This is a genomic window from Maritimimonas sp. 2304DJ26-3 (genome assembly GCF_056591635.1).
On the sequence record NZ_JBWQOK010000002.1, the window covers coordinates 349,314 to 368,972 of the forward strand.

Genomic DNA, 19,659 nt, shown 5'->3' on the forward strand with positions numbered 1-19,659 from the left:
ATTAAACTGCTTTAGCTTTTTTGGTCAACTCATCACTAATAATAATACCATCTTTTAATCGAACAATTCGATCTGTTTGCTCTGCAATATCCTCCTCATGGGTAATAACAAAAACGGTCATACCTTCATTATTGATTTCTTTTAATAACTCCATTACCGAATGTGAAGTTGTAGAATCTAATGCACCTGTGGGCTCATCAGCTAATATAACCTTAGGTTGTGTAACTAAAGCTCTTGCTATTGCTACACGTTGTTTTTGCCCACCAGAAAGTTCACTAGGTAAATGATTTGCCCATTCTTTTAATTCTACCTTATCTAAGTACTCTAAGGCAATTTTCTGCCTTTCTTTTCTGTTAATACCTTTGTAATAAAGAGGCATGGCTACATTTTCTAGAGCAGTCTTGTATGAAATTAAGTTAAATGATTGAAAAACAAAACCTAAAAATTTGTTTCTTAGTACTGCAGCCTTTTTCTCATTCAATTTTTCAATTAAGTCGCCATTTAGATAATATTCACCTTCATCATGAATATCTAATAAACCAACAATATTTAATAAAGTAGATTTGCCTGAACCTGAAGATCCCATAATGGATACAAATTCACCTTCTTTAATAGTTAAGTCTAAACCTTTTAATACATGAAGAGAATCTTTACCCATTGGGTAAGATTTGTGAAGCTTTTTTATTTCAATCATTTGGTTAATTATTAAACATTAAAATTAAGAATTGCCTGATTGGCAAATCCTAATAATTTGTTAAAAGACGATTCAAAAACTAATCTGTTACTATTCCGTAACTTTGCCTTATGATAAATTTAAAGAGCAAATCAATTATTCTTTTTGATGGAGTTTGTAATTTATGTAACTCATCTATTCAATTTATCATAAAAAGAGACAAAAAAAATTATTTTTTATTCTCCTCTCTACAATCTGACGCTGGACAGGAAATTTTGTTACACAAAAATCAAGAAAATTTAGATTATAAATCCATTTTATTGATAGAGAATGGTAAAGTCTATGATAAGTCTACAGCGGTACTGAGAATTTCTAGAAAATTATCTGGTTTGTATCCACTATTATATTCATTCATAATTATTCCAAAGTTTTTTAGAGACTTTATCTATTTGATTATTGCTAAGAATAGATATAAATGGTTCGGTAAAAAGGATAACTGTATGATACCAAGTAACGAATTAAAAATTCGTTTTTTAGATTAAAAAAGCCTAGATCGAAGATTGACCTAGGCTAATTAATGAGAAGCATTTTTGAAACAATTATTATTCTTGTAAAAGTAGTATTTGTATTTCTGTAAGTTTCATTTTGACATTCAAGTCAAATAAAATGCCTCTCATTTTGTTTACATTTAATTCCTTTATTGCATTTAATTTTTTTAATTATTCTATAGCTTAGCAAAAAACTCTTGCTCTTCAACTCGCATAGGTACTTTTACTCTAGTTGTACCCCATGCCAATACCATATCTAATTGCTCTTCTTTCTTTTTAAAAGCAATAGAAAATGACTCCAATAATTCTGCCTTGCTAACGGGGACTTTGATTCGAGCTACATCCGCTTTTGGGTCATATTGAAATGCACCCCAAACATCGAGATTAGAATTCAAGATAACTTCCCATTCATTTTCACCTGGTATCGTTAGCAAAACATAAGTACCTGCTTTAACAACTACATCATTAATTACAGTATCTTGATATAACTTTATCTCAGTTGCTTCATTAGCTCCTGTTCTCCATAACTCCCCAAATGGAATTTTATTGCCAAAGATTTGTTCATTTTTAGTTATTGATGGTCTACCATAAATAACTTTTACCAATGGAGCTGATACTCTACTCTCTCTAAAATATGCTATATCATGTGGCGCATTATCTAAGTTTTTGAACCCTTGAGCATTCCCATTAAGGGCGAATAACGTAATTGCATAAATTGCAATGATTAATTTTATATATATAGACTTCATTTTTTCTTGATTTAGATTATTAAATGTTTTCATAGCGATTTTATTGATAGTATTAGTCATTCATATTTACAGCTAGTGTATTGTCTGCTCTTAGAACATTGTTTAACTTACGTGTTGCTGATACTGTAATTTTTGAAGTAATTACAAAGTTTGATGTATATAACTTTAAATTATAAGTACCCGCAGCTAATTTGGTCTTATCGATCTCACAAGATTTACCTTTATTCTTTGCAGAATATACTGGCTCACTTGTACGTGGATCTAAAATCTGATACTTATAAAATACATCTGCAGATTCTAATTTCATATTATCTTCTCTAGTATCATCTATAATGGTCATGGCTACAGAACCGTCTGGACCAGTTGTTACATATTTCATTCTCTGTGGTGCCTCTGTGCTTTGAGCAAATGTTACTAAGGCTACTAAACTTATTGCGATGGTTAAAACTACTTTCTTCATGATTCTAATTTTTAATTGTTTATTTTTTTGACGTTAAATTTTATTTAAAGGAAGAAAGGAGTCCGTCGATTATTTTTATGTATTAGTCATTCATATTTACTGCAAGTGTATTGTCTGCTCTTAGAACATTGTTTAACTTACGTGTTGCTGATACTGTAATTTTTGAAGTAATTACAAAGTTCGATGTATATAACTTTAAATTATAAGTACCCGCAGCTAATTTGGTCTTATCGATCTCACAAGATTTACCTTTATTCTTTGCAGAATATACTGGCTCACTTGTACGTGGATCTAAAATCTGATACTTATAAAATACATCTGCAGATTCTAATTTCATATTATCTTCTCTAGTATCATCTATAATGGTCATGGCTACAGAACCGTCTGGACCAGTTGTTACATATTTCATTCTCTGTGGTGCCTCTGTGCTTTGAGCAAATGTTACTAAGGCTACTAAACTTATTGCGATGGTTAAAACTACTTTCTTCATGATTCTAATTTTTAATTGTTATACTTTTTAGTTACTGTGATCAATTTTAATTAAGGAAAGAAAGGAGCAAGTCATACAATATCTCGTTAAAACTATGTATTTCGTTGTATTTCAACATCTTAAATTGTATTTCGATTTAAATTTAAGATGTAATCTCCCTATGTTAACTTTACAATAAAGCAACATTAAATCCGTTATGAATAGTGTGAACTACTCACAAATTCTCATAATTGAGAAAACTAAAATTGATAATTAAAGATTTTAAAACTGAAGGATAAAATTTCCTTATAAATGTAATAGCGACTTACCAATAACTTAAATAGTTATTTTATAAAATCTTTAAACTCTTTGTTTGTTTTGAAGACCGCACTCAAGATACTGAGTAAAGAATTCAAGAATAATTAACGAAATACATTGCTAACATACCACAAAGAACTATATATGTCAATAGAGCAATTAGTGATTTTTAAAACTCATGGAAAACCATGATTTTTTCATTTTACAGTTAATTTATTGATTTTCAGATTGTTAATTTAATAACAACAGAGGTAATAGTGAAATATTGATCAATATTTTTTTAAAAACTGCTAATTCTCACCAAAAAAAGTACCCATTTTCAAGTATTAAAATTCAAAATTTATCGGACGTATTAAATCAATTTTAGAGGAAATAATATCAGAAAATCGCAAAAAATGAAACCTCTATAAGCTTTTTGTAACAGTATAGAGCAGTAATATTTTAAATTTTAAAGTATAAAATATATAGTTTCATTTGTATTCTTTTATTCTTTCAAATGAAGTGGTTATATTAAAAGAAACTTTGCATTTTGATGGTATAGTAAATAATTAAGCAAGCTACTGCATTATTTACTGAGTGAAATATAATTCCGGCTAGAAGTCCTTTACTTCGTTTAACAACATACCCTAAGATAAATCCGAAAATAAAATAATATATAAACAACGATAAGTTATCATGTACTAATGCAAACAAGATAGCTTGGGTAAAATTACCTAACCAAAATCCAACACGTTTTTCAACAGAGCTGAAAATAATTCCTCTAAAAATAATTTCTTCATATATAGGTACTAATCCCGCAACTATTACAATTGCAACAAATATTCCATTTTGTTCAATTAAACTAGTTATAACTTCTTTAATACTAAACGAAGGAATAACATTAAAATCAATAAATAATTTTAAAAACCTTATAACTATAAAATTAAATACTAAAAAAGTTATAGATAGGGAAAGAATCCTTAAAACACCAATATTAGATTTGTATAAATACTTAATCCTTTCTTTATTTAAAAAAAGTAAAGTAGAAAAAAACATTAATATAATAAACCAGAAATTAGTCTTTATTAAAAGTGTCATATCCTCTTCTCCTTCTATATCATAAAAAAAATAATCTATTGTAGCCTTATAATCAAAAACCAACTGAAGAACAAAATTTATTAGAAGATAAGAAAAGCTAATAAGCCAGAAATGTCTTAATTTCCAATCAAAATTAATTATAGCTTTAGCTTTATTCCTAAACAATACATTTCCAGAAAAATATATAGGCAAAATCCATATATAGGGAATAATAAAAAGCAGAAGAATTGAAGTAAATAAAATTAAAATATGTGTCGAATCATTAAACGACCACCCAAAAATTTTGCCCTTTAACGCTAATCGTATACGATTAACTCCAAAGAAGTCATTGAAATAGTCATTTTGCTGGGCTCTTTTAAAGGTTTTAAAAGCAATATCAGCATCAGAATAGGACAAATCATGTTTTAATAAGTTCTTAATTGCGTTTTCTCTATTCCATTCTATTAAAGTATCTTTTACAAGATAATTTCTCGCAATTTGGTATTTCTTATTTTTTAAAAATATCTTGTAAAGACTTTCATTATTTGAATATGTTGAGTCTTTAATGTTTAATCTTTCGAAAGTTTTTAATGCTTCTTCATTTTCATTTAGTCGGAGTAACAGTTCAGCTTTTTGTTTTAATATCCAAGTTTCGCTATTATTAGATAATTTAGATAATACAGCTTCTCGTGCTTTTTTATCATTTCCTAATTCTATATGTGCCCTAGCTCTTTGAAGTGTTAAATCTATACTATCATTAATTTTTTCTGCTTGTAATGAATATAATATGGCAATACCATGTTTATCGTTTTGGTAAAAATAAGTAGCCTGTTTATAGAGTTCGCCAGCTTGTTCTGAAGTCCAATTATCTTTATTTTCCTTATAAATATTTATTAATTTTTCAATAAAGTTCTCTCTTTCTTCTCCATAGATATATTCTAACTTATATAGTAATACTTCGGGGTGATCTGGATAAAATTCATAAAGAGAGTTAATACATTCTTCCGTTTCTTCATAATTCTCATTATAATCTTCATATTGATCATAATATGCACTACCTATAAACTTACATTTGTAAACCTTAGTTAAAATATCATCAGGGTTATTTTTAATATAATCATTATACTTTTCTAAAACATCCTTATATATCAAATCTTTAGAACTCTTTAATTTTTCTACAAAATATTTATGACTATCAACACTATTAACCGTTTTTTCTTGAGAAAAGCAATAAGTAAAAAAGAATGTAAAAAAGATTAGAATAAAATATTTTGTCATGAATCTATTTTAAACTTTTAAGTATAAAATCTATAGTCTTATTTGTATTCTTATTCTCTTTATAAGAATTTGTGATATGCTTAGAAGACACAGCATATCCTTTATTTATAAGCGTTTGTATTACACTTGCGTATTCTAATGATACTTTTCCTGTAAGAAGCAAACTCATATCCTTTCCTTCATTGCAGTAATCGAAAACCTTTTTTAGTCCAGTTAAATACAAATAGTCTTTAGTAAAACCTCCACCTCTATGCGCACGCATAGTAATATAAAAAGCTTCTTCTCTATCTAGATCATATACGTTATGCAATAATCTAAATGTCTTAGAAAATGGATAGCCTTTAGCAAGACTATCAACAGCAATTACTCTATAAGATAACTCTTTAAGGCGTTTTATAGTTAAATTCCCTGACATATATTCACTAAAAACAGCCAGGCCTTCTTGTGTTTCTACATTATTGGGAAAACCATGTGAAAAGATCTTTAACGGATGTAATAAACCGTTCATTGTCGTAACCATATGAACACCGATTTCATGATTTGTTAATACGGCCATCTGATTATCAGAAAATCTATGATTACTATTAATGACAAGCGTCTTAATATTATTGAGCACCATAGCAATCGCACCCATCTTCCCAGAATACTTTATTTCATACGTAAAATCATATTGCTTAGAGTAATCTCTAAAAATCTGTTCAGCTTGTTGTGGAGAATACCTAGGTTGAAACTGCTCAGAATTACCATCTTCTTCATCAAAATGAAGAATAAATTTAGCATTCTCAACATCTTGTTCAGTTGGTGTACCAAATGAATGCAAACTATTATAATAGAATTTCTTTCCTTCACCTATTGTTTCAATACATTGTATTAATCCTGAATAAAAATAAACAATCTCTTCATACAGCTTTCTTAAATCCTTATCTTCAATCAGTTCAATTGGCTGAGCAAAGAACTCTCTGTGCAACTTAAACTTATCAAAATCTATACTTGGATATTCAAAAACTGGATCTGTTAAATATTTCGAAGCAAAGAACTCTTGTTTTTGTTCTTCTATATTAATAGGATTTACATAACTTAATAGTTCAATTTTCTTAACTAATTGATCTATATAATTATCTATTTTAAATAAGGCTTCGGTAGCAATTTCAGATTCTTTCATCAAATATCAATTCTTCAATAAGGTAGGGCAAATTTAAACTTTATGATTGGTGTAGAAAACATTAGCGTGTGTTTTTAAATCAGTTCTTAACGATTTTTCTACGGCAGCTACAACTTCAGGGTACATAATTTGATTTAATTCATCACAATACACTTTAGCAATTTCGGTAGCCAGAACCAAAGTATTATTAAAATGTTCTGTGATAAACTTTAAAAAGTAACCATTACCGTGAAAAGTATCGTTAATTTTGGAGGTAGATTTTATACCGTTAGGTAGTTGCATCTTTTCTAGCATAGATCTCCATAATTCTACTTCATTCCCAAATCGATCATTATCAATATTGGCAGCACCTAAATTCCAAGTAGGCACTTCCCTATCCCATCGTTTCCAATTATAGCTGTGCATATCGTAAACAACACAAATACCAAACAATTCTTCTAATTTTCCTATCAACGCATTCACAACTTTATAAAAATTATAGTGCTTTTCTAAACTCTTACCATGCATCTCTTTTGGTAAAGGACTTCTCCATAATTGCTTTCCCCAAGCATCTTCATAAATCGCTCTTTTAGGTTCTCGATTGAGGTCATACTCAAAACGAGAATCCATACCAGCAATAATGATAGGATGCGTTTTTACCATTTCTTTAGTAGCAGGATCTTCTTCGAACCAACGCTCATATTCTGTATGCAGACAGTTATCCCATAGTTCTTTTCTAAATTGATGTCCATCATGCACAGCACCACAGACATAATGCACATATTCGTCTATTTTTATAGTGAATGAATAATCTTCAGAAACTGCCTCGAAAGTTTCTTGATTATTTATTTTTTGAATTATTTGATCAACTGAAAGTTTTAGCATAGCAATAAATATTTAGTTATTTGTTTCAATTGGTAATTTGTGCTTACTTCCCCATTCAGTCCAAGAACCATCATAGACAGATATCTTTTTATGCCCAGCTAAATCCGCACCCAAAGCCAAAATACATGCAGTAATACCAGAGCCACAAGAAAACACAAGCTCTTTATCTTGATAGTCTTTAAACTTATTGACTAAATTTTCTCTTGTGATAAGTTCTCCTTCATTAAGGAGATGACCATAAGGCAAATTTTCTGAACTTGGTATATGACCACTTAGTAAACCTTCTCTGGGCTCAAGCGTGCTTCCGTTAAAGCGATCTTGTGAACGAGCATCCAAAATCTTTATGCTCTTAGAATCTATTAAGGAAAGTACTTCTTTGTAATCCTTTATTGAGTTATTCTGGTAAATAGCTTTAAAATTTCCTTTTACACCACTATATACTTTTGACATTTCTAATGGTAGATCTTTTTTCTTCCAAAGAGGCAAACCTCCGTTTAGTACAGCTACATTTTTATGACCAAAAGATTTAAAAAGCCACCAGGCTCGAGGGCTCGAATAAACCCCATAATCATCATAAACTACTATAAAGCTATCATCATTTATTCCTAATTTTTCAGTTTCAATTTCAAATTGCTGTTCAGATGGAAAAGTATTTGGTAAGTTAGATTCGACATCACTAAAAGTATTCTTTATATCAAAAAAACGAGCACCTTTAATTTGCTTCTGATTAACAACTCTAGTTTCAGCTGAAGTAACTTTAGGAATAGTAGCATTTAAAATAACCAAATTAGGCTTTTCAAAATTTTTAGAAAGCCATCCTACAGAAACTAAAGGAGGGTTAAATCCGTCCATAGCACATTAAGCTTCATCAACTATCTTTCGGAGATCTGTTTTACGATTAAAAGCAGCATTTCTTTCTAAAACTTTACTTTCTAAAAAGTCAATAACTTTTTCTTGAAGCTTTACTTTATATACTTTATTAATATATGTTATTCCTCCAGGGCTCATCACATTAACTTCAACAAGTTTACCACCTATAACGTCTATTCCAACAAAATACAGCCCATCTTTTACTAATTTTGGACCGATCTTTTTACACAATAATTTTTCTTGAGTAGTTAACTTGTGTTTAGCAACGGTTCCGCCAGCAGACACATTTGATCGATGATCTTTATCACCTGGAATACGTCTCATAGCTCCAATTGGCACTCCATTTAAAAGTAATACTCGAACGTCTCCTTGATCTGCACCTTCTATATATTCTTGTAATATCACGTAATCTGAGCCACCTTCACTCTTACTTATATAGAAATCTAGCAATGAATTTATATTGCCCATCGCAGCTTTTTCTATAAGAATAACACCAGATCCTCCAAAACCATTTAAAGGTTTTAAAATCATCTTATCTGAAGAAGATTCTTCAATCATTTTAATCAGATAATCTTTATTCTTTGAAACATGCGTTACAGGAATAATTTCATTATCTGGATCTTCAAATACCGCAGTATATAATTTATTATTCGCTTCGCGCATTCCTCGAACAGAGTTGACAATAAACACATCATCTTTTACTGAATCGAGAAAATTCAACATTAAAGGATCTAATGGCGGTTCAGCACGCATAAAGATGACATCAAATCCTGCCAAAGGAAGCATCTCTTCACGCGTCGTAGCATTCTTATGAAAGGATTTTAGTGAACCAGGCACCTTATCCATTCTTTCAATTATAGTAACAAAGGCACAAGTCACGCTGTTTCTAATTGTTAAGTTTGCAGGAGCACATAATGCTACACCGTGACCTCTTTTAACACATTCGTGAATTAATGCCAACGATGTGTCGTTTTCAGGAGATTGAATACTCTCCCATGGATACATTAAAAAACAAACATTCATAGTTAGTTCAGTTAATTTATATTATTTTACTTCATCATAATGATCATCCCACTCTTTAGGTTTTGGTTCACCTAATTTACCAACAGATTTGGCTACAACCATAGAAACAGTAGCATCACCAGTTACATTAACCACAGTTCTACACATATCTAAAGGTCTATCAACTGCAAAGATTAATGCTAAACCTATTGGTAATAATTCGGGTGGAAGTCCAACAGATTCTAACACTATAACTAGCATTACCATACCAGCTCCAGGTACTGCAGCACTTCCGATGGAAGCTAATAAAGCAGTTAAAACGATTGTTATTTGATCACCAAAAGTTAGGTCCAAACCTAAAGCTTGAAAAATAAAAACAGCAGCTACGGCTTGGTATAAGCTTGTTCCGTCCATATTAATAGTAGCCCCAACAGGTAATACAAAGCTAGATACTTCTTTATCTACACCGATATGCTCTTCTACTCTTTCCATTGTAACGGGTAAAGTAGCAGCACTACTACTTGTAGAAAAAGCCAATAATTGCGCGGGGCTAATTTGTTTTAAAAACCAAAATGGGTTTTTCTTTGTAAAGGATGCAACTAAGAAACTATAAAACGTAACCATAATTAATAAACCTAATAGCACAACGCCTGCATATTTTAGTAGAGCTAGTAGAATATCTGAATCACCCGATGAAACCACAACATTAGCTAATAAAGCAAATACAGCTACTGGCGCAGATAACATAATAAGATCTACCATTTTCAATACTACATCGTTTAAAGCATCGAAGAAATCTTTTAATGGTTTTGCTCTTTTCTCGCCTATTAATAGCATCGAAATTCCTAAAAAGATAGTAAAGAAAATGACTTGTAGCATCAACTTATTATTACTCATCGCAGCCATAGCATTATCTGGAACCATATCTTCTAAAAATTGTAGCGGACCACTATTCTTTTGCTTGGTCGCTTCAGCAATTTTACCTTGTACACTACTATCATTGGCATAAGTATCTGTTAATTTGGTAATTGTCTCTTCTGAGATACCATCTCCTGGCTCCATAATATTTACTAATGCTAACCCAATAGTAATTGCAACTACCGTAGTAATCATATAAATCCCAATAGTTCTTAAGCCAATATTTCTAAACTTAGAAATATCTTTTAAATCTGATATTCCTTTAACAAGAGAAGCTAATATTAAAGGTATAGCAATCAATTTTAGCAGTTTAACAAAAATTGATCCTATAGGTTTTATCCAATCTAAAACGAATTCTTTACCCCAAGAAATTTGGGTCATTAAAAATCCGAATAAAAGTCCGGCTAACATTCCGATAAGAATTTGCCAGTGCAGGGCTAGTTTTTTCATTTGAGTAGTTTAAATTGAAGTTGAAAGATAGAAAATATCTGACAATATAAAATCACTATTTTCTAATTGATGTGACTTATCTAAGATTTGGTGGTCAAAATAATAGATATATGAGTAAATATCGTATCTTGTGAATAAGTATTAATCAAAATAAACAACAAACAAAATGGCAGGAATTTTAGACCTTCTAAATAGTGATTTAGGGAAAACAATTATCTCTGGTGTAGCTGGCTCAACTGGACAAGACACCAACAAAACAAGTAGTGTGCTTACAATGGCACTACCAGTTTTAATGAAAGCAATGCAACGTAATGCTTCTACACCTCAAGGGGCTGAAGGATTATTAGGAGCTTTAGGAAAACATGACGGCGGTATCTTAGATAATCTTGGTGACCTTTTTAAAGGAGGTGTAAATCAAGAAGTTACTAATGATGGTGGTAAAATACTAGGACATATTTTAGGTAACAGACAGAGTGGTGTTGAACAAGTAATTGGTCAAAAAGCCGGTATAGACGCGGGTTCTGTGGCGAATATTTTAAAAGTAGCTGCTCCAATTTTAATGGGAGTTCTAGGTAAACAAACAAAACAGCAAAATGTAAGACAACCTAATGATTTGGGTGGCTTATTAGGTGGAATGCTTGGTGGAAATTCTTCTCAGCAAGAACAAAGTTTCTTAGAAAAAATTCTAGATGCTGACGGTGATGGTAGTGTTTTAGATGATGTAGCCGGAATGGTTTTAGGTGGATCTAAGAAAAGTAGCGGTCTTGGTGGATTATTGGGAGGATTGTTTGGAAAGAAATAACAATGATTGCATAAAAGTTAAAAGGTTGAGCGTCGCTCAACCTTTTTTATTTCTTAACTTTTTTACAAAAAAATCTAATTGTACTTTTGTCGCAGAAATTTTTTAGATGGAAAAATTAAAAGAACGCTGGGGTATAGAAAGTAATTGGGCAATAGTAGCTATTCTATTGGTTTTTGCTATTAATGGTTCGTTTTCCGCTTGGGTAGCAAAACCGGTTACCGAATTTCTTGGCATCTCAAAAGAAGCATTTTCTCCATGGTTATATTATACCATTCGCTTTTTGCTGATTTTCCCTATTTACCAAATAACCTTACCCATTGTTGGGTGGCTATTTGGTCAATTTAAGTTTTTCTGGAATTTTGAAAAAAAATTCCTAACCCGATTAGGGTTGGGATTTTTATTTAAAAAATAATTATTAAGCTTGAGCTTCTACCTCGACAATTGTTTCCTTTTTATTTTCAAAAACATAGGTATACAACCACATTAAAGTAAATGTTGGTATTACATCTAAAAAGGGCATTGCTTCTTCTATAAAAGTAATAGCCGCTGCTATTTTACCTTTTCTACCTTCGTAAAGTTTTGTCATAAAATAGGCTGAAAGTGGCGCCCAAACAATATCTAAAAATGGAAATGCAAACGATGCATATCCAAAAGCATCTAGTACTAGACCAATAGCTAATTTTTTGTATTTATTTTCTGTCATAGTTTTTTGATTAATTCAAACATACCACAGCAATAAAAGTGCCAACTTTAAGACAGATCTGAGCTTATCAATTTTAAGAACTCTGTGCGAGTTTCCATATTTTTAAAAGCACCTCTAAATGCTGATGTTGTTGTTACCGAATTCTGCTTTTGTACACCTCGCATCATCATACACATATGGCTAGCCTCTATAACTACCGCCACGCCTTGAGGTTGTAACACGTTATTAATAGAATTAACAATTTGATCAGTCAATCTTTCTTGAACTTGCAATCGTCTAGCAAAAACATCAACAACACGTGGAAGTTTACTTAGCCCAACAATCTTACCATTCGGTATATAGGCTATATGAGCTTTACCAAAAAATGGTAGTATATGGTGCTCGCAAAGAGAATATAATTCAATATCTTTAACAATAACCATTTCAGAATAATCTTCGTCAAATAAAGCAGATTTTAAGATTTCTTCAGCATCCATTTCATAACCAGATGTTAAATATTGCATGGCTTTTGAAGCTCGTTCAGGGGTTTTTAGTAAACCATCACGATTAGTATCTTCTCCAATACTATCAATTATCGATTGATATTTATCTTTAATATCATCAGTTACATCAATATTATACTCTTCGAACTTTCTGTAAGGCATTTTTCTATTTTAATTATTTAAAGATATAAAAAGAAAGAAGGTTTGCCAAAAAATGAATTCCGACAAACCTTCAAAACCAAAAATCAACCAAATTTTATTGCTTCTTCAGCTTACTTTTATATTTCTTTACGAACTTTTCTAATTTAGGATTTATCACTGCACGACAATATCCTTGGTTCTTGTTGTTATTATAATAATCTTGATGATAATTTTCTGCTACATAATAATTATTAATGGATGTTATCTCAGTAACAATTTTATCATCAAATACTCTTTCTTTTGTCAAATCGGCTATTATCTTCTCAGCTTCAGCTTTTTGCACATCATTATGATAGAAAATAGCCGATCTGTATTGTGTGCCAACATCTGCTCCTTGTCTATTCAAAGTTGTAGGATCATGCGTATTAAAAAATACATCTAATAACTCACGGTAACTAATAACTTTCGGATCATATGTCAACCTAATAACTTCTGCATGACCAGTATTACCCGTACAAACTGCTTTATATGTTGGATTCTTTACAGTACCGCCTGCATAACCCGATTCAACTTTTTTAACTCCTTCTAATTGTTCAAAAATGGCTTCGGTACACCAAAAACATCCGTTACCGAAAGTTGCCAATTCTAAATTTTTCTGTTCTATAGGTTCCATTCTTATTTCCTTAATTTCCTTTTTTTCTTTAGCTGATAAATTACATGATAAAAAGGATAAAATAAAAACGAAAACGACACTTTTTTTAATCAAATCTCAATCAATTTTCATTCTTTACCTATATGACGATTAAGTTATGAAATAATTACACCTAAATTTAAAATTTAACACTATTTAAGATTTAAGCTCAATTATATGTTAAAATGTTAATTTCTTGGAATTAACTTTCGTGGAAACTGGATTAAGCTTTCTGCACCATTTTTCCCTACTGAAGCTACCCCAAAAAGATAATTATCAATTACAATATTCTCTAAAGTGTAATCGGTTACTTTACCTACAAACCTACTATACTGCCATTGAGGCGAAGTAGTGTCTCGCCAGTAGACTTTATAACCAATTAAATCATCATCATTAACAGCATCCCATTTTAGTCTAGTAGATGGTCGTACAGCTCCACCAATGCTTACATTTTTAGGTTCCACTGGAGCCGAAGCTAAAGATGCTAATGTTAAGGCATTTACCGCAGTAAGTTTTGCTGCATAATCAAAATTTACAGATTCGATCACATCACCATATTTAATCCCGTTTTCTGTTCTTAAATCTTGATGCTGTTCATTGTAATTTTCATGTGTTTCCATAATACGAACGCCTGTAAATCCTTGATCATTAAATGGTCGATGGTGCCCTCCTCTACCAAAACGATCTAAGCGATAGATCATAATTGCATCTAGGTTGGTCATATAGTTATCAGTTAATTTGTCAATATATCTAGCTAATTGTCTTGATGGTCCATCAATTTCACCACCATAATATCGCATTCTATTTTTTTGTTGATCGGACATTTCCATAGAAATGGCTTCAGAAAATACTCTAAAACTACTATTATCTACTACTCCATCAATTCCTTTTATATTACCAATCATATCATTGTTCAAAATGCCAATAATATCCCATCCTTGTTCTTTAGCAACTTTAGCCATATGTTGACCTCCGTATAATCCTTGCTCTTCTCCAGAAAGACCAGCATAAATAATTGAAACAGGAAATTTATATTTACTTAAAACTCTAGCTGCTTCAATAGTCCCAGCCATACCAGACGCATTGTCATTGGCACCAGGTGAATCTGAAATATAATTGTTAGGATCGGAAACTCTCGAATCAATATCACCCGACATAATCACATAGCGATTCGGATATTTTGTGCCTCGCTGAATTGCCAATACATTAACCACTTCTACATCTTTTACTATTCTTCGATCATTTTTTGGAACTAAATTTCGTTGATAACTTACTTCTAAACAATTATTGCATGCTTTAGAAATAACATCAAATTCAGATTTAATCCATCTACGGGCTGCACCAATACCACGAGTTGTTGAAACAGTATCCGATAAGGTATGTCGAGTACCAAAATTTGCCAATTTTCTGATGTGTTTTTCTATTCGCTCTGCGGAGGGTGCAGTTGCTATTTCAGATAATATTTTTGAGACATCACTTTGAGAAAAAGAAAATATTGAAATAAGAAAAGTTAAAATGGATAATTTAAATCTCATATTTTAAATTTTATTTAGTTAGGATTTAGTAAAATTACTATTATTTAAAAGAATAATTATCTTAGACGTATTAAACATCAATTCATTATGAAAAAAGTTCTGCTAATTGCTCTTTTTATTTCGTTTGTCGGCTTTGCACAAGATGACGATCAACCCAAATTTTGGGATAATGTTCGCTTTGGTGGTGGTTTTGGTCTAGCTTTTGGTTCTAATCAAACTACTATTGCTATATCTCCAAGCGCTATTTTTGGGTTTAATGATCAATTTGCTGTTGGTCCAACTTTGAGTTACCTCTACAATAAAAACTTTGATTTAAAATCTAACGTATTTGGAATTGGAGTTGTTACACTGTACAACCCTTCTGAATTTTTGCAATTATCGGCTGAGTTCGAGCAACTCTTTGTTAATCAAAAATTGGTAGGATTTGAAGATGTGAATATTGACATACCAACGCTTTATTTGGGTGTCGCATATAGAACAGGATGGGCAGCTTTTGGAATACGGTATGATACACTATACAATGATGATAAAAGTGTATTTGCTTCCGCGTGGTCGCCAATTATTAGAGTGTATTTTTAATCAAAAGTGTAATTTCATTCCTTCATGAGAACCTTTAAAACCAAGCTTTTCATAAAACCTTAGAGCTTTAGGTCTTTTTTTATCTGTAGTTAATTGAATCAAATGAGCACCTTTTTCTTTTGCTCTGTTTATCGCCCATTTAAATAACTCTTCTCCTAATCCTTTACCACGTTGATCTTCTCTAACTCTAACTGCTTCTATTTGTGCACGAATACCTCCTTTATAAGTTAAATATTGAATAAAACTTAACTGCAAGGTACCAACTACTTCGTGTTGATTATTTTCAACTACCACGAGCTCTTGATTTTCATCTACATCTATATTTTCAAAAGCTTTATAGTATTTTTCGGGAAGTGGCTCTTTATAATCTTCGCGTAGTTGACCCAACTTATCTTGGGCTATCATCTTAACAATATGTAGAACATCTTCTTTTGATGCTTCTCTTATAATCATTAATACAATTCTTTAAGCTCTTTTATTAACTTTTCAAGCATCACATCTGTAAAGTCAAGATGTGTAACGATACGTAACTTACCTTGCCCCATACCAACAATTAAGATTCCTTTGTCTTTTAGTTTTTGCACAAATTCTTGTTCATCAATATCATCCTGAATATTAAAAATGATAATATTGGTTTCAACAGGTTCTACCTTTTTTATATAAGAAAATGATGATAAAACTTCAGCTATTTCTTTAGCTTTTTTGTGGTCGTCGGCTAATCGCTTTATATTATTTTCTAACGCGTAAATACCTGCGGCAGCTAAATAACCCGCTTGACGCATACCTCCGCCAAATAGTTTTCTAATTCGAAGTGTTTTATTTATTTGCTCTTTAGTTCCTAACAAGAGTGAGCCCACAGGGCACCCTAACCCTTTAGACAGACAAATAGAAATAGTATCAAATAATTCTCCATATTGCTTTGGTGATTCATTCTTTACAACAAGCGCATTAAATAAGCGAGCACCATCAAGATGATAAGCTAAATTATTAGTGTCGCAAATGCTTCTAATATTTTTGAGCTCACTAAAATTCCAACAAGCGCCACCACCTTTGTTAGTCGTATTTTCAACAGCTACTAATGAAGTTAGAGAAGCATGAATATCATCAGGATTACTAATATTTTCTTTTACCTGTTTTGCGGTAAACATACCTCGATCACCAGCTAACAATTTACATGAAACACTAGAATTAAAAGCGGCGCCACCACCTTCATAATTATACACATGAGCCCATTTATCACAAATCATTTGATCACCAGGGTTTGTGTGCAATTTTATAGCAGCTTGATTAGCCATAGTACCTGAAGGAAAAAACAAAGCTTCTTCCATACCAAATAGTTCTGCAGCTTTTGTCTGCAAAGCATTTACAGTAGGGTCTGCACCAAATACATCGTCGCCCACCTCAGTATTCATCATGGCATTTAGCATTCCTTCTGTAGGCTTAGTTACTGTGTCGCTAATTAAATTTATAACCATATTAAATAATTATTCCATTCCAATTGGAGAACCATCAGGAATTTTAGGAGCGACTTTGCTTTTATAAGCTGATGGTTTTTTCTTAAAATCAGAAATCATTTTTATGTATTCTTTGTCCAATGAGCTCGCTTTCGTATTTCTACTTAATTTCTGACTCAAATTGTCAATCTTACCATTAATAATCGCTTTAGCTTGAGGGTATAAATTCTTATTAGTTACCAACACAAACATAGCGTTTAAAACCTCTGATTTGATAATTTCTTGTAACGCTTGATGATACGAATCTTTGTAATTTTTATCGAAAGAAACTTTTACCAACTCTTCTAAAACTTCTGATAAACCCAATTGAGAATTATCTAAACTTTTATGCTGTACTAATCTATTGGCTCTATCTGGGTGTAATAAAAAACCTAGTGTAAATTGACTAGCGGTTTGTACCGCTCCGTAAGGATCAAATGCAACTCCAACTTTAGATTTAAAGCTTTCTCGCGTTCTCCAATACCCATATGCTCTTGGAGGAAATAGTTCTAATAATTGTTTTGGTATAGCTATTTCATCAACATCTATGGTTTTTAACAAAGCCTTTAAAGCTTTTCTTTCTGTTTCACCATCAACTCTTTTTACAATTAGCTCATTTTGACCTTTTATAGCATACGTATAATCTAAACCTCCAATTAATTTAGAAGCCGCATCGGTTTGATATCTATGAAAAAAGTACAGTGGTACAAATACATCTTCTAAAACTGAATATGGCGTCTTACTTCTAATATTATCTGTAGAAAAGTTATCTATTGCATGCTTTCTAATAGCCAAGACATTTTCCAATTCATCTGAAGCTGATGTTCCGTTATCCCATAGATGTGCATATGCATGTGCACTTCCTTTTGACCTTGCATCTGCATCGGTAATAAAACGTAATCCTTTTGCAAAAGCATCATTTAAAATCTTCTCTAGTTGCGATTCTTCATTATTGGTAAAATCTTGGTATGCATAAGCAACAGTTACTTTATCCCATTCACCTATTTTATCATCATAAGCATTTGAAAAATCTATTTTCTCATCTTTTAATGACAGTTGAGGGTGCGGATAATCCATCACTGAGCTTCTATTATTGGTGCTCGCTGCAAAATTATGTGCAAATCCTAAAGTGTGGCCTATTTCATGTGCAGAAAGCTGACGAATTCTAGCAATTGCCATTTCTAACGCAAACTTGTCATCAGTATCATTAAATTTATATGGCGCTTGTAAAGCCTGAGCAATTAAAAAATCTTGACGAATACGTAAACTACCTAAACTAACATGCCCTTTTATAATCTCTCCTGTTCGGGGATCCGAAATACTTCCACCATAACTCCAACCACGAGTTGATCGATGTACCCACTGAATCATATTATATCTTACATCTAGAGGATCAGCTCCTTCTGGCAACATCTTTACCTGAAAAGCATCTTTATAACCGGCTGCTTCAAAAGCCTGATTCCACCAACGTCCTCCATCCAATAAAGCAGAACGAACTGGTTCTGGGGTTCCTCTATCTAAATAATAAATAATGGGTTCTTTAGCTTCACTAATAGCGGCCGTAGGATCTTTCTTTTCTAATCTATGGCGGTATATATATCTTTTTACAATAGGTTGATCCACAGGTGTAGCATAATCCATATAGGTCATTTGCCAAGAACCGCAACGCGGATCATAAACTCTAGGCTTATACTTGTTATCTGGCAATTCAACAAACGAATGATGCTGGTGAGATGTAACAGCTGTTGCATCTGGCGCAACACTTCTAATATTATTTCCATTTGGTTTCCCTGTAAAGGTTAATAATAAATCAAACTCTACATTTTTCGGGAATGCCTTTGTGCGCTCTAAGTTAAAAGCACTTCTAGATTTGTCTAATTTATAATTTCCTTGCTTATTTGAAGCCAGTCTATTTACAACTCCATGTGCATCACGCATAAAAAAGTCTGTAGCATCTACTAAATATTTACCATTCTTTTCTTTGTCAATCTTAAAACCCCAAAGCACAGACTTAGCAAACGCCTCTTTTACAGATTGCTTTTCTTCTTTATTATCTGTTATTGCTCTATAGTTTTGATTCGGTTCTATTAATAAGAGTTTGTTTCCAGCTTTTTTAAAAAAAACAACCTTTTCACCACCAAGTTGTCCCCTGTCTAATCCTATATCATTAGAACCTAATCCTTCAGACAACGAATGCACATATAAAAATTCTGTACCTAACTTATCAATAACCAAGTAAACCTTATCTGTATCGTCATCATAATAAAAATTAAAGTAGCCTTTATACTCATCTATATTTTTCTGACTATCAAAAAACTGAGCAAAAGATGTAGAAATTGAAATGAATAATAAAAGGAAGAAAGTTAGTTGTTTCATTGCAGTAAAATTTAAAAGAAATCTATTTTTAAGATTGCCA

At 31.7% G+C, this 19,659-nt stretch carries 21 protein-coding genes; 4 read left to right on the forward strand and 17 right to left on the reverse strand.

What is annotated here, in order from left to right; genetic code table 11:
* Nucleotide 1: 1 nt before the first annotated feature.
* Nucleotides 2–694 carry an ABC transporter ATP-binding protein gene (locus AC1EUV_RS06510; RefSeq protein ID WP_480197869.1) on the reverse strand — a complete coding sequence of 231 codons (693 nt, stop codon included), beginning with the start codon at nt 692–694 and terminating at the stop codon, nt 2–4.
* A gap of 110 nt (nt 695–804) precedes the next feature.
* Here AC1EUV_RS06510 and AC1EUV_RS06515 point away from each other — a divergent pair, with 110 nt between their 5' ends.
* On the forward strand, nt 805–1,215 hold the full coding sequence (locus tag AC1EUV_RS06515) for a thiol-disulfide oxidoreductase DCC family protein (protein WP_480197870.1): 411 nt from the start codon (nt 805–807) through the stop codon (nt 1,213–1,215).
* Nucleotides 1,216–1,397: 182 nt separating this feature from the next.
* Here the strand turns inward: AC1EUV_RS06515 and AC1EUV_RS06520 are convergent, their stop codons facing one another.
* From AC1EUV_RS06520 to AC1EUV_RS06560, 9 genes are all read right to left on the reverse strand, one after another.
* A complete protein-coding gene (locus AC1EUV_RS06520) occupies nt 1,398–2,003 on the reverse strand; it encodes a DUF2911 domain-containing protein (RefSeq protein ID WP_480197871.1) in 606 nt (201 codons plus the stop codon).
* A gap of 19 nt (nt 2,004–2,022) precedes the next feature.
* Nucleotides 2,023–2,430 (reverse strand): hypothetical protein, encoded by a 408-nt coding sequence (locus AC1EUV_RS06525; protein WP_480197872.1) that lies wholly within the window; start codon nt 2,428–2,430, stop codon nt 2,023–2,025.
* 82 nt (nt 2,431–2,512) lie between these two features.
* On the reverse strand, nt 2,513–2,920 hold the full coding sequence (locus tag AC1EUV_RS06530) for a hypothetical protein (RefSeq protein ID WP_480197872.1): 408 nt from the start codon (nt 2,918–2,920) through the stop codon (nt 2,513–2,515).
* An 807-nt stretch (nt 2,921–3,727) separates the two neighbouring features.
* A complete protein-coding gene (locus tag AC1EUV_RS06535) occupies nt 3,728–5,551 on the reverse strand; it encodes a CPBP family glutamic-type intramembrane protease (protein ID WP_480197873.1) in 1,824 nt (607 codons plus the stop codon).
* Between the two features lie 4 nt (nt 5,552–5,555).
* Nucleotides 5,556–6,713 carry a peptidase MATCAP family protein gene (locus AC1EUV_RS06540; protein WP_480197874.1) on the reverse strand — a complete coding sequence of 386 codons (1,158 nt, stop codon included), beginning with the start codon at nt 6,711–6,713 and terminating at the stop codon, nt 5,556–5,558.
* Between the two features lie 33 nt (nt 6,714–6,746).
* Nucleotides 6,747–7,577 (reverse strand): N-formylglutamate amidohydrolase, encoded by an 831-nt coding sequence (locus AC1EUV_RS06545; protein WP_480197875.1) that lies wholly within the window; start codon nt 7,575–7,577, stop codon nt 6,747–6,749.
* Nucleotides 7,578–7,589: 12 nt separating this feature from the next.
* Nucleotides 7,590–8,429 carry a sulfurtransferase gene (locus tag AC1EUV_RS06550; RefSeq protein ID WP_480197876.1) on the reverse strand — a complete coding sequence of 280 codons (840 nt, stop codon included), beginning with the start codon at nt 8,427–8,429 and terminating at the stop codon, nt 7,590–7,592.
* Between the two features lie 6 nt (nt 8,430–8,435).
* Entirely contained in the window at nt 8,436–9,470 is a 1,035-nt protein-coding gene (gene gshB, locus AC1EUV_RS06555) for a glutathione synthase (protein WP_480197877.1), read from the reverse strand.
* Between the two features lie 21 nt (nt 9,471–9,491).
* The gene (locus tag AC1EUV_RS06560) at nt 9,492–10,817 is read right to left on the reverse strand and encodes a dicarboxylate/amino acid:cation symporter (protein WP_480197878.1); all 1,326 of its coding nucleotides are present in this window, start codon (nt 10,815–10,817) and stop codon (nt 9,492–9,494) included.
* 166 nt (nt 10,818–10,983) lie between these two features.
* Here AC1EUV_RS06560 and AC1EUV_RS06565 point away from each other — a divergent pair, with 166 nt between their 5' ends.
* Together AC1EUV_RS06565 and AC1EUV_RS06570 are read left to right on the forward strand one after the other, a co-directional pair.
* Complete coding sequence (locus AC1EUV_RS06565) at nt 10,984–11,619, forward strand: DUF937 domain-containing protein (protein ID WP_480197879.1); 636 nt, start codon at nt 10,984–10,986, stop codon at nt 11,617–11,619.
* 106 nt (nt 11,620–11,725) lie between these two features.
* Nucleotides 11,726–12,031, forward strand: a complete 306-nt coding sequence (locus tag AC1EUV_RS06570) for a DUF6787 family protein (RefSeq protein WP_480197880.1) — start codon at nt 11,726–11,728, stop codon at nt 12,029–12,031.
* A gap of 3 nt (nt 12,032–12,034) precedes the next feature.
* Here the strand turns inward: AC1EUV_RS06570 and AC1EUV_RS06575 are convergent, their stop codons facing one another.
* From AC1EUV_RS06575 to AC1EUV_RS06590, 4 genes are all read right to left on the reverse strand, one after another.
* Nucleotides 12,035–12,322: a hypothetical protein gene (locus AC1EUV_RS06575; RefSeq protein ID WP_480197881.1), complete on the reverse strand. Its 288-nt coding sequence runs from the start codon at nt 12,320–12,322 to the stop codon at nt 12,035–12,037.
* Nucleotides 12,323–12,369: 47 nt separating this feature from the next.
* The gene (folE, locus tag AC1EUV_RS06580) at nt 12,370–12,966 is read right to left on the reverse strand and encodes a GTP cyclohydrolase I FolE (protein ID WP_480197882.1); all 597 of its coding nucleotides are present in this window, start codon (nt 12,964–12,966) and stop codon (nt 12,370–12,372) included.
* 94 nt (nt 12,967–13,060) lie between these two features.
* The gene (gene msrA, locus AC1EUV_RS06585) at nt 13,061–13,708 is read right to left on the reverse strand and encodes a peptide-methionine (S)-S-oxide reductase MsrA (protein WP_480198288.1); all 648 of its coding nucleotides are present in this window, start codon (nt 13,706–13,708) and stop codon (nt 13,061–13,063) included.
* Nucleotides 13,709–13,824: 116 nt separating this feature from the next.
* Nucleotides 13,825–15,171: a M28 family peptidase gene (locus AC1EUV_RS06590; RefSeq protein ID WP_480197883.1), complete on the reverse strand. Its 1,347-nt coding sequence runs from the start codon at nt 15,169–15,171 to the stop codon at nt 13,825–13,827.
* Between the two features lie 87 nt (nt 15,172–15,258).
* Between AC1EUV_RS06590 and AC1EUV_RS06595 the strand changes: the two genes are divergently transcribed.
* Nucleotides 15,259–15,750, forward strand: a complete 492-nt coding sequence (locus tag AC1EUV_RS06595) for a hypothetical protein (protein ID WP_480197884.1) — start codon at nt 15,259–15,261, stop codon at nt 15,748–15,750.
* Here AC1EUV_RS06595 and AC1EUV_RS06600 read toward each other — a convergent pair whose 3' ends face one another.
* Genes AC1EUV_RS06600 through AC1EUV_RS06610 form a run of 3 tightly spaced genes read right to left on the reverse strand, consistent with a single transcriptional unit; the run spans nt 15,751 to nt 19,619 of the window.
* A complete protein-coding gene (locus tag AC1EUV_RS06600) occupies nt 15,751–16,203 on the reverse strand; it encodes an N-acetyltransferase family protein (protein WP_480197885.1) in 453 nt (150 codons plus the stop codon).
* Nucleotides 16,203–17,225 (reverse strand): threonine aldolase family protein, encoded by a 1,023-nt coding sequence (locus tag AC1EUV_RS06605; RefSeq protein WP_480197886.1) that lies wholly within the window; start codon nt 17,223–17,225, stop codon nt 16,203–16,205. The genes AC1EUV_RS06600 and AC1EUV_RS06605 overlap by 1 nt, the downstream gene beginning before the upstream one ends.
* 9 nt (nt 17,226–17,234) lie before the next feature.
* The gene (locus tag AC1EUV_RS06610) at nt 17,235–19,619 is read right to left on the reverse strand and encodes a zinc-dependent metalloprotease (protein WP_480197887.1); all 2,385 of its coding nucleotides are present in this window, start codon (nt 19,617–19,619) and stop codon (nt 17,235–17,237) included.
* Nucleotides 19,620–19,659 lie beyond the last annotated feature (40 nt).

Coding starts and splice junctions, on each gene's coding strand:
- AC1EUV_RS06510 (WP_480197869.1), bottom strand. CDS start 694: ATGATTGAAATAAAAAAGCTTCACAAATCTTACCCAATGGGTAAAGAT.
- AC1EUV_RS06515 (WP_480197870.1), top strand. CDS start 805: ATGATAAATTTAAAGAGCAAATCAATTATTCTTTTTGATGGAGTTTGT.
- AC1EUV_RS06520 (WP_480197871.1), bottom strand. CDS start 2,003: ATGAAAACATTTAATAATCTAAATCAAGAAAAAATGAAGTCTATATAT.
- AC1EUV_RS06525 (WP_480197872.1), bottom strand. CDS start 2,430: ATGAAGAAAGTAGTTTTAACCATCGCAATAAGTTTAGTAGCCTTAGTA.
- AC1EUV_RS06530 (WP_480197872.1), bottom strand. CDS start 2,920: ATGAAGAAAGTAGTTTTAACCATCGCAATAAGTTTAGTAGCCTTAGTA.
- AC1EUV_RS06535 (WP_480197873.1), bottom strand. CDS start 5,551: ATGACAAAATATTTTATTCTAATCTTTTTTACATTCTTTTTTACTTAT.
- AC1EUV_RS06540 (WP_480197874.1), bottom strand. CDS start 6,713: ATGAAAGAATCTGAAATTGCTACCGAAGCCTTATTTAAAATAGATAAT.
- AC1EUV_RS06545 (WP_480197875.1), bottom strand. CDS start 7,577: ATGCTAAAACTTTCAGTTGATCAAATAATTCAAAAAATAAATAATCAA.
- AC1EUV_RS06550 (WP_480197876.1), bottom strand. CDS start 8,429: ATGGACGGATTTAACCCTCCTTTAGTTTCTGTAGGATGGCTTTCTAAA.
- gshB (WP_480197877.1), bottom strand. CDS start 9,470: ATGAATGTTTGTTTTTTAATGTATCCATGGGAGAGTATTCAATCTCCT.
- AC1EUV_RS06560 (WP_480197878.1), bottom strand. CDS start 10,817: ATGAAAAAACTAGCCCTGCACTGGCAAATTCTTATCGGAATGTTAGCC.
- AC1EUV_RS06565 (WP_480197879.1), top strand. CDS start 10,984: ATGGCAGGAATTTTAGACCTTCTAAATAGTGATTTAGGGAAAACAATT.
- AC1EUV_RS06570 (WP_480197880.1), top strand. CDS start 11,726: ATGGAAAAATTAAAAGAACGCTGGGGTATAGAAAGTAATTGGGCAATA.
- AC1EUV_RS06575 (WP_480197881.1), bottom strand. CDS start 12,322: ATGACAGAAAATAAATACAAAAAATTAGCTATTGGTCTAGTACTAGAT.
- folE (WP_480197882.1), bottom strand. CDS start 12,966: ATGCCTTACAGAAAGTTCGAAGAGTATAATATTGATGTAACTGATGAT.
- AC1EUV_RS06590 (WP_480197883.1), bottom strand. CDS start 15,171: ATGAGATTTAAATTATCCATTTTAACTTTTCTTATTTCAATATTTTCT.
- AC1EUV_RS06595 (WP_480197884.1), top strand. CDS start 15,259: ATGAAAAAAGTTCTGCTAATTGCTCTTTTTATTTCGTTTGTCGGCTTT.
- AC1EUV_RS06600 (WP_480197885.1), bottom strand. CDS start 16,203: ATGATTATAAGAGAAGCATCAAAAGAAGATGTTCTACATATTGTTAAG.
- AC1EUV_RS06605 (WP_480197886.1), bottom strand. CDS start 17,225: ATGGTTATAAATTTAATTAGCGACACAGTAACTAAGCCTACAGAAGGA.
- AC1EUV_RS06610 (WP_480197887.1), bottom strand. CDS start 19,619: ATGAAACAACTAACTTTCTTCCTTTTATTATTCATTTCAATTTCTACA.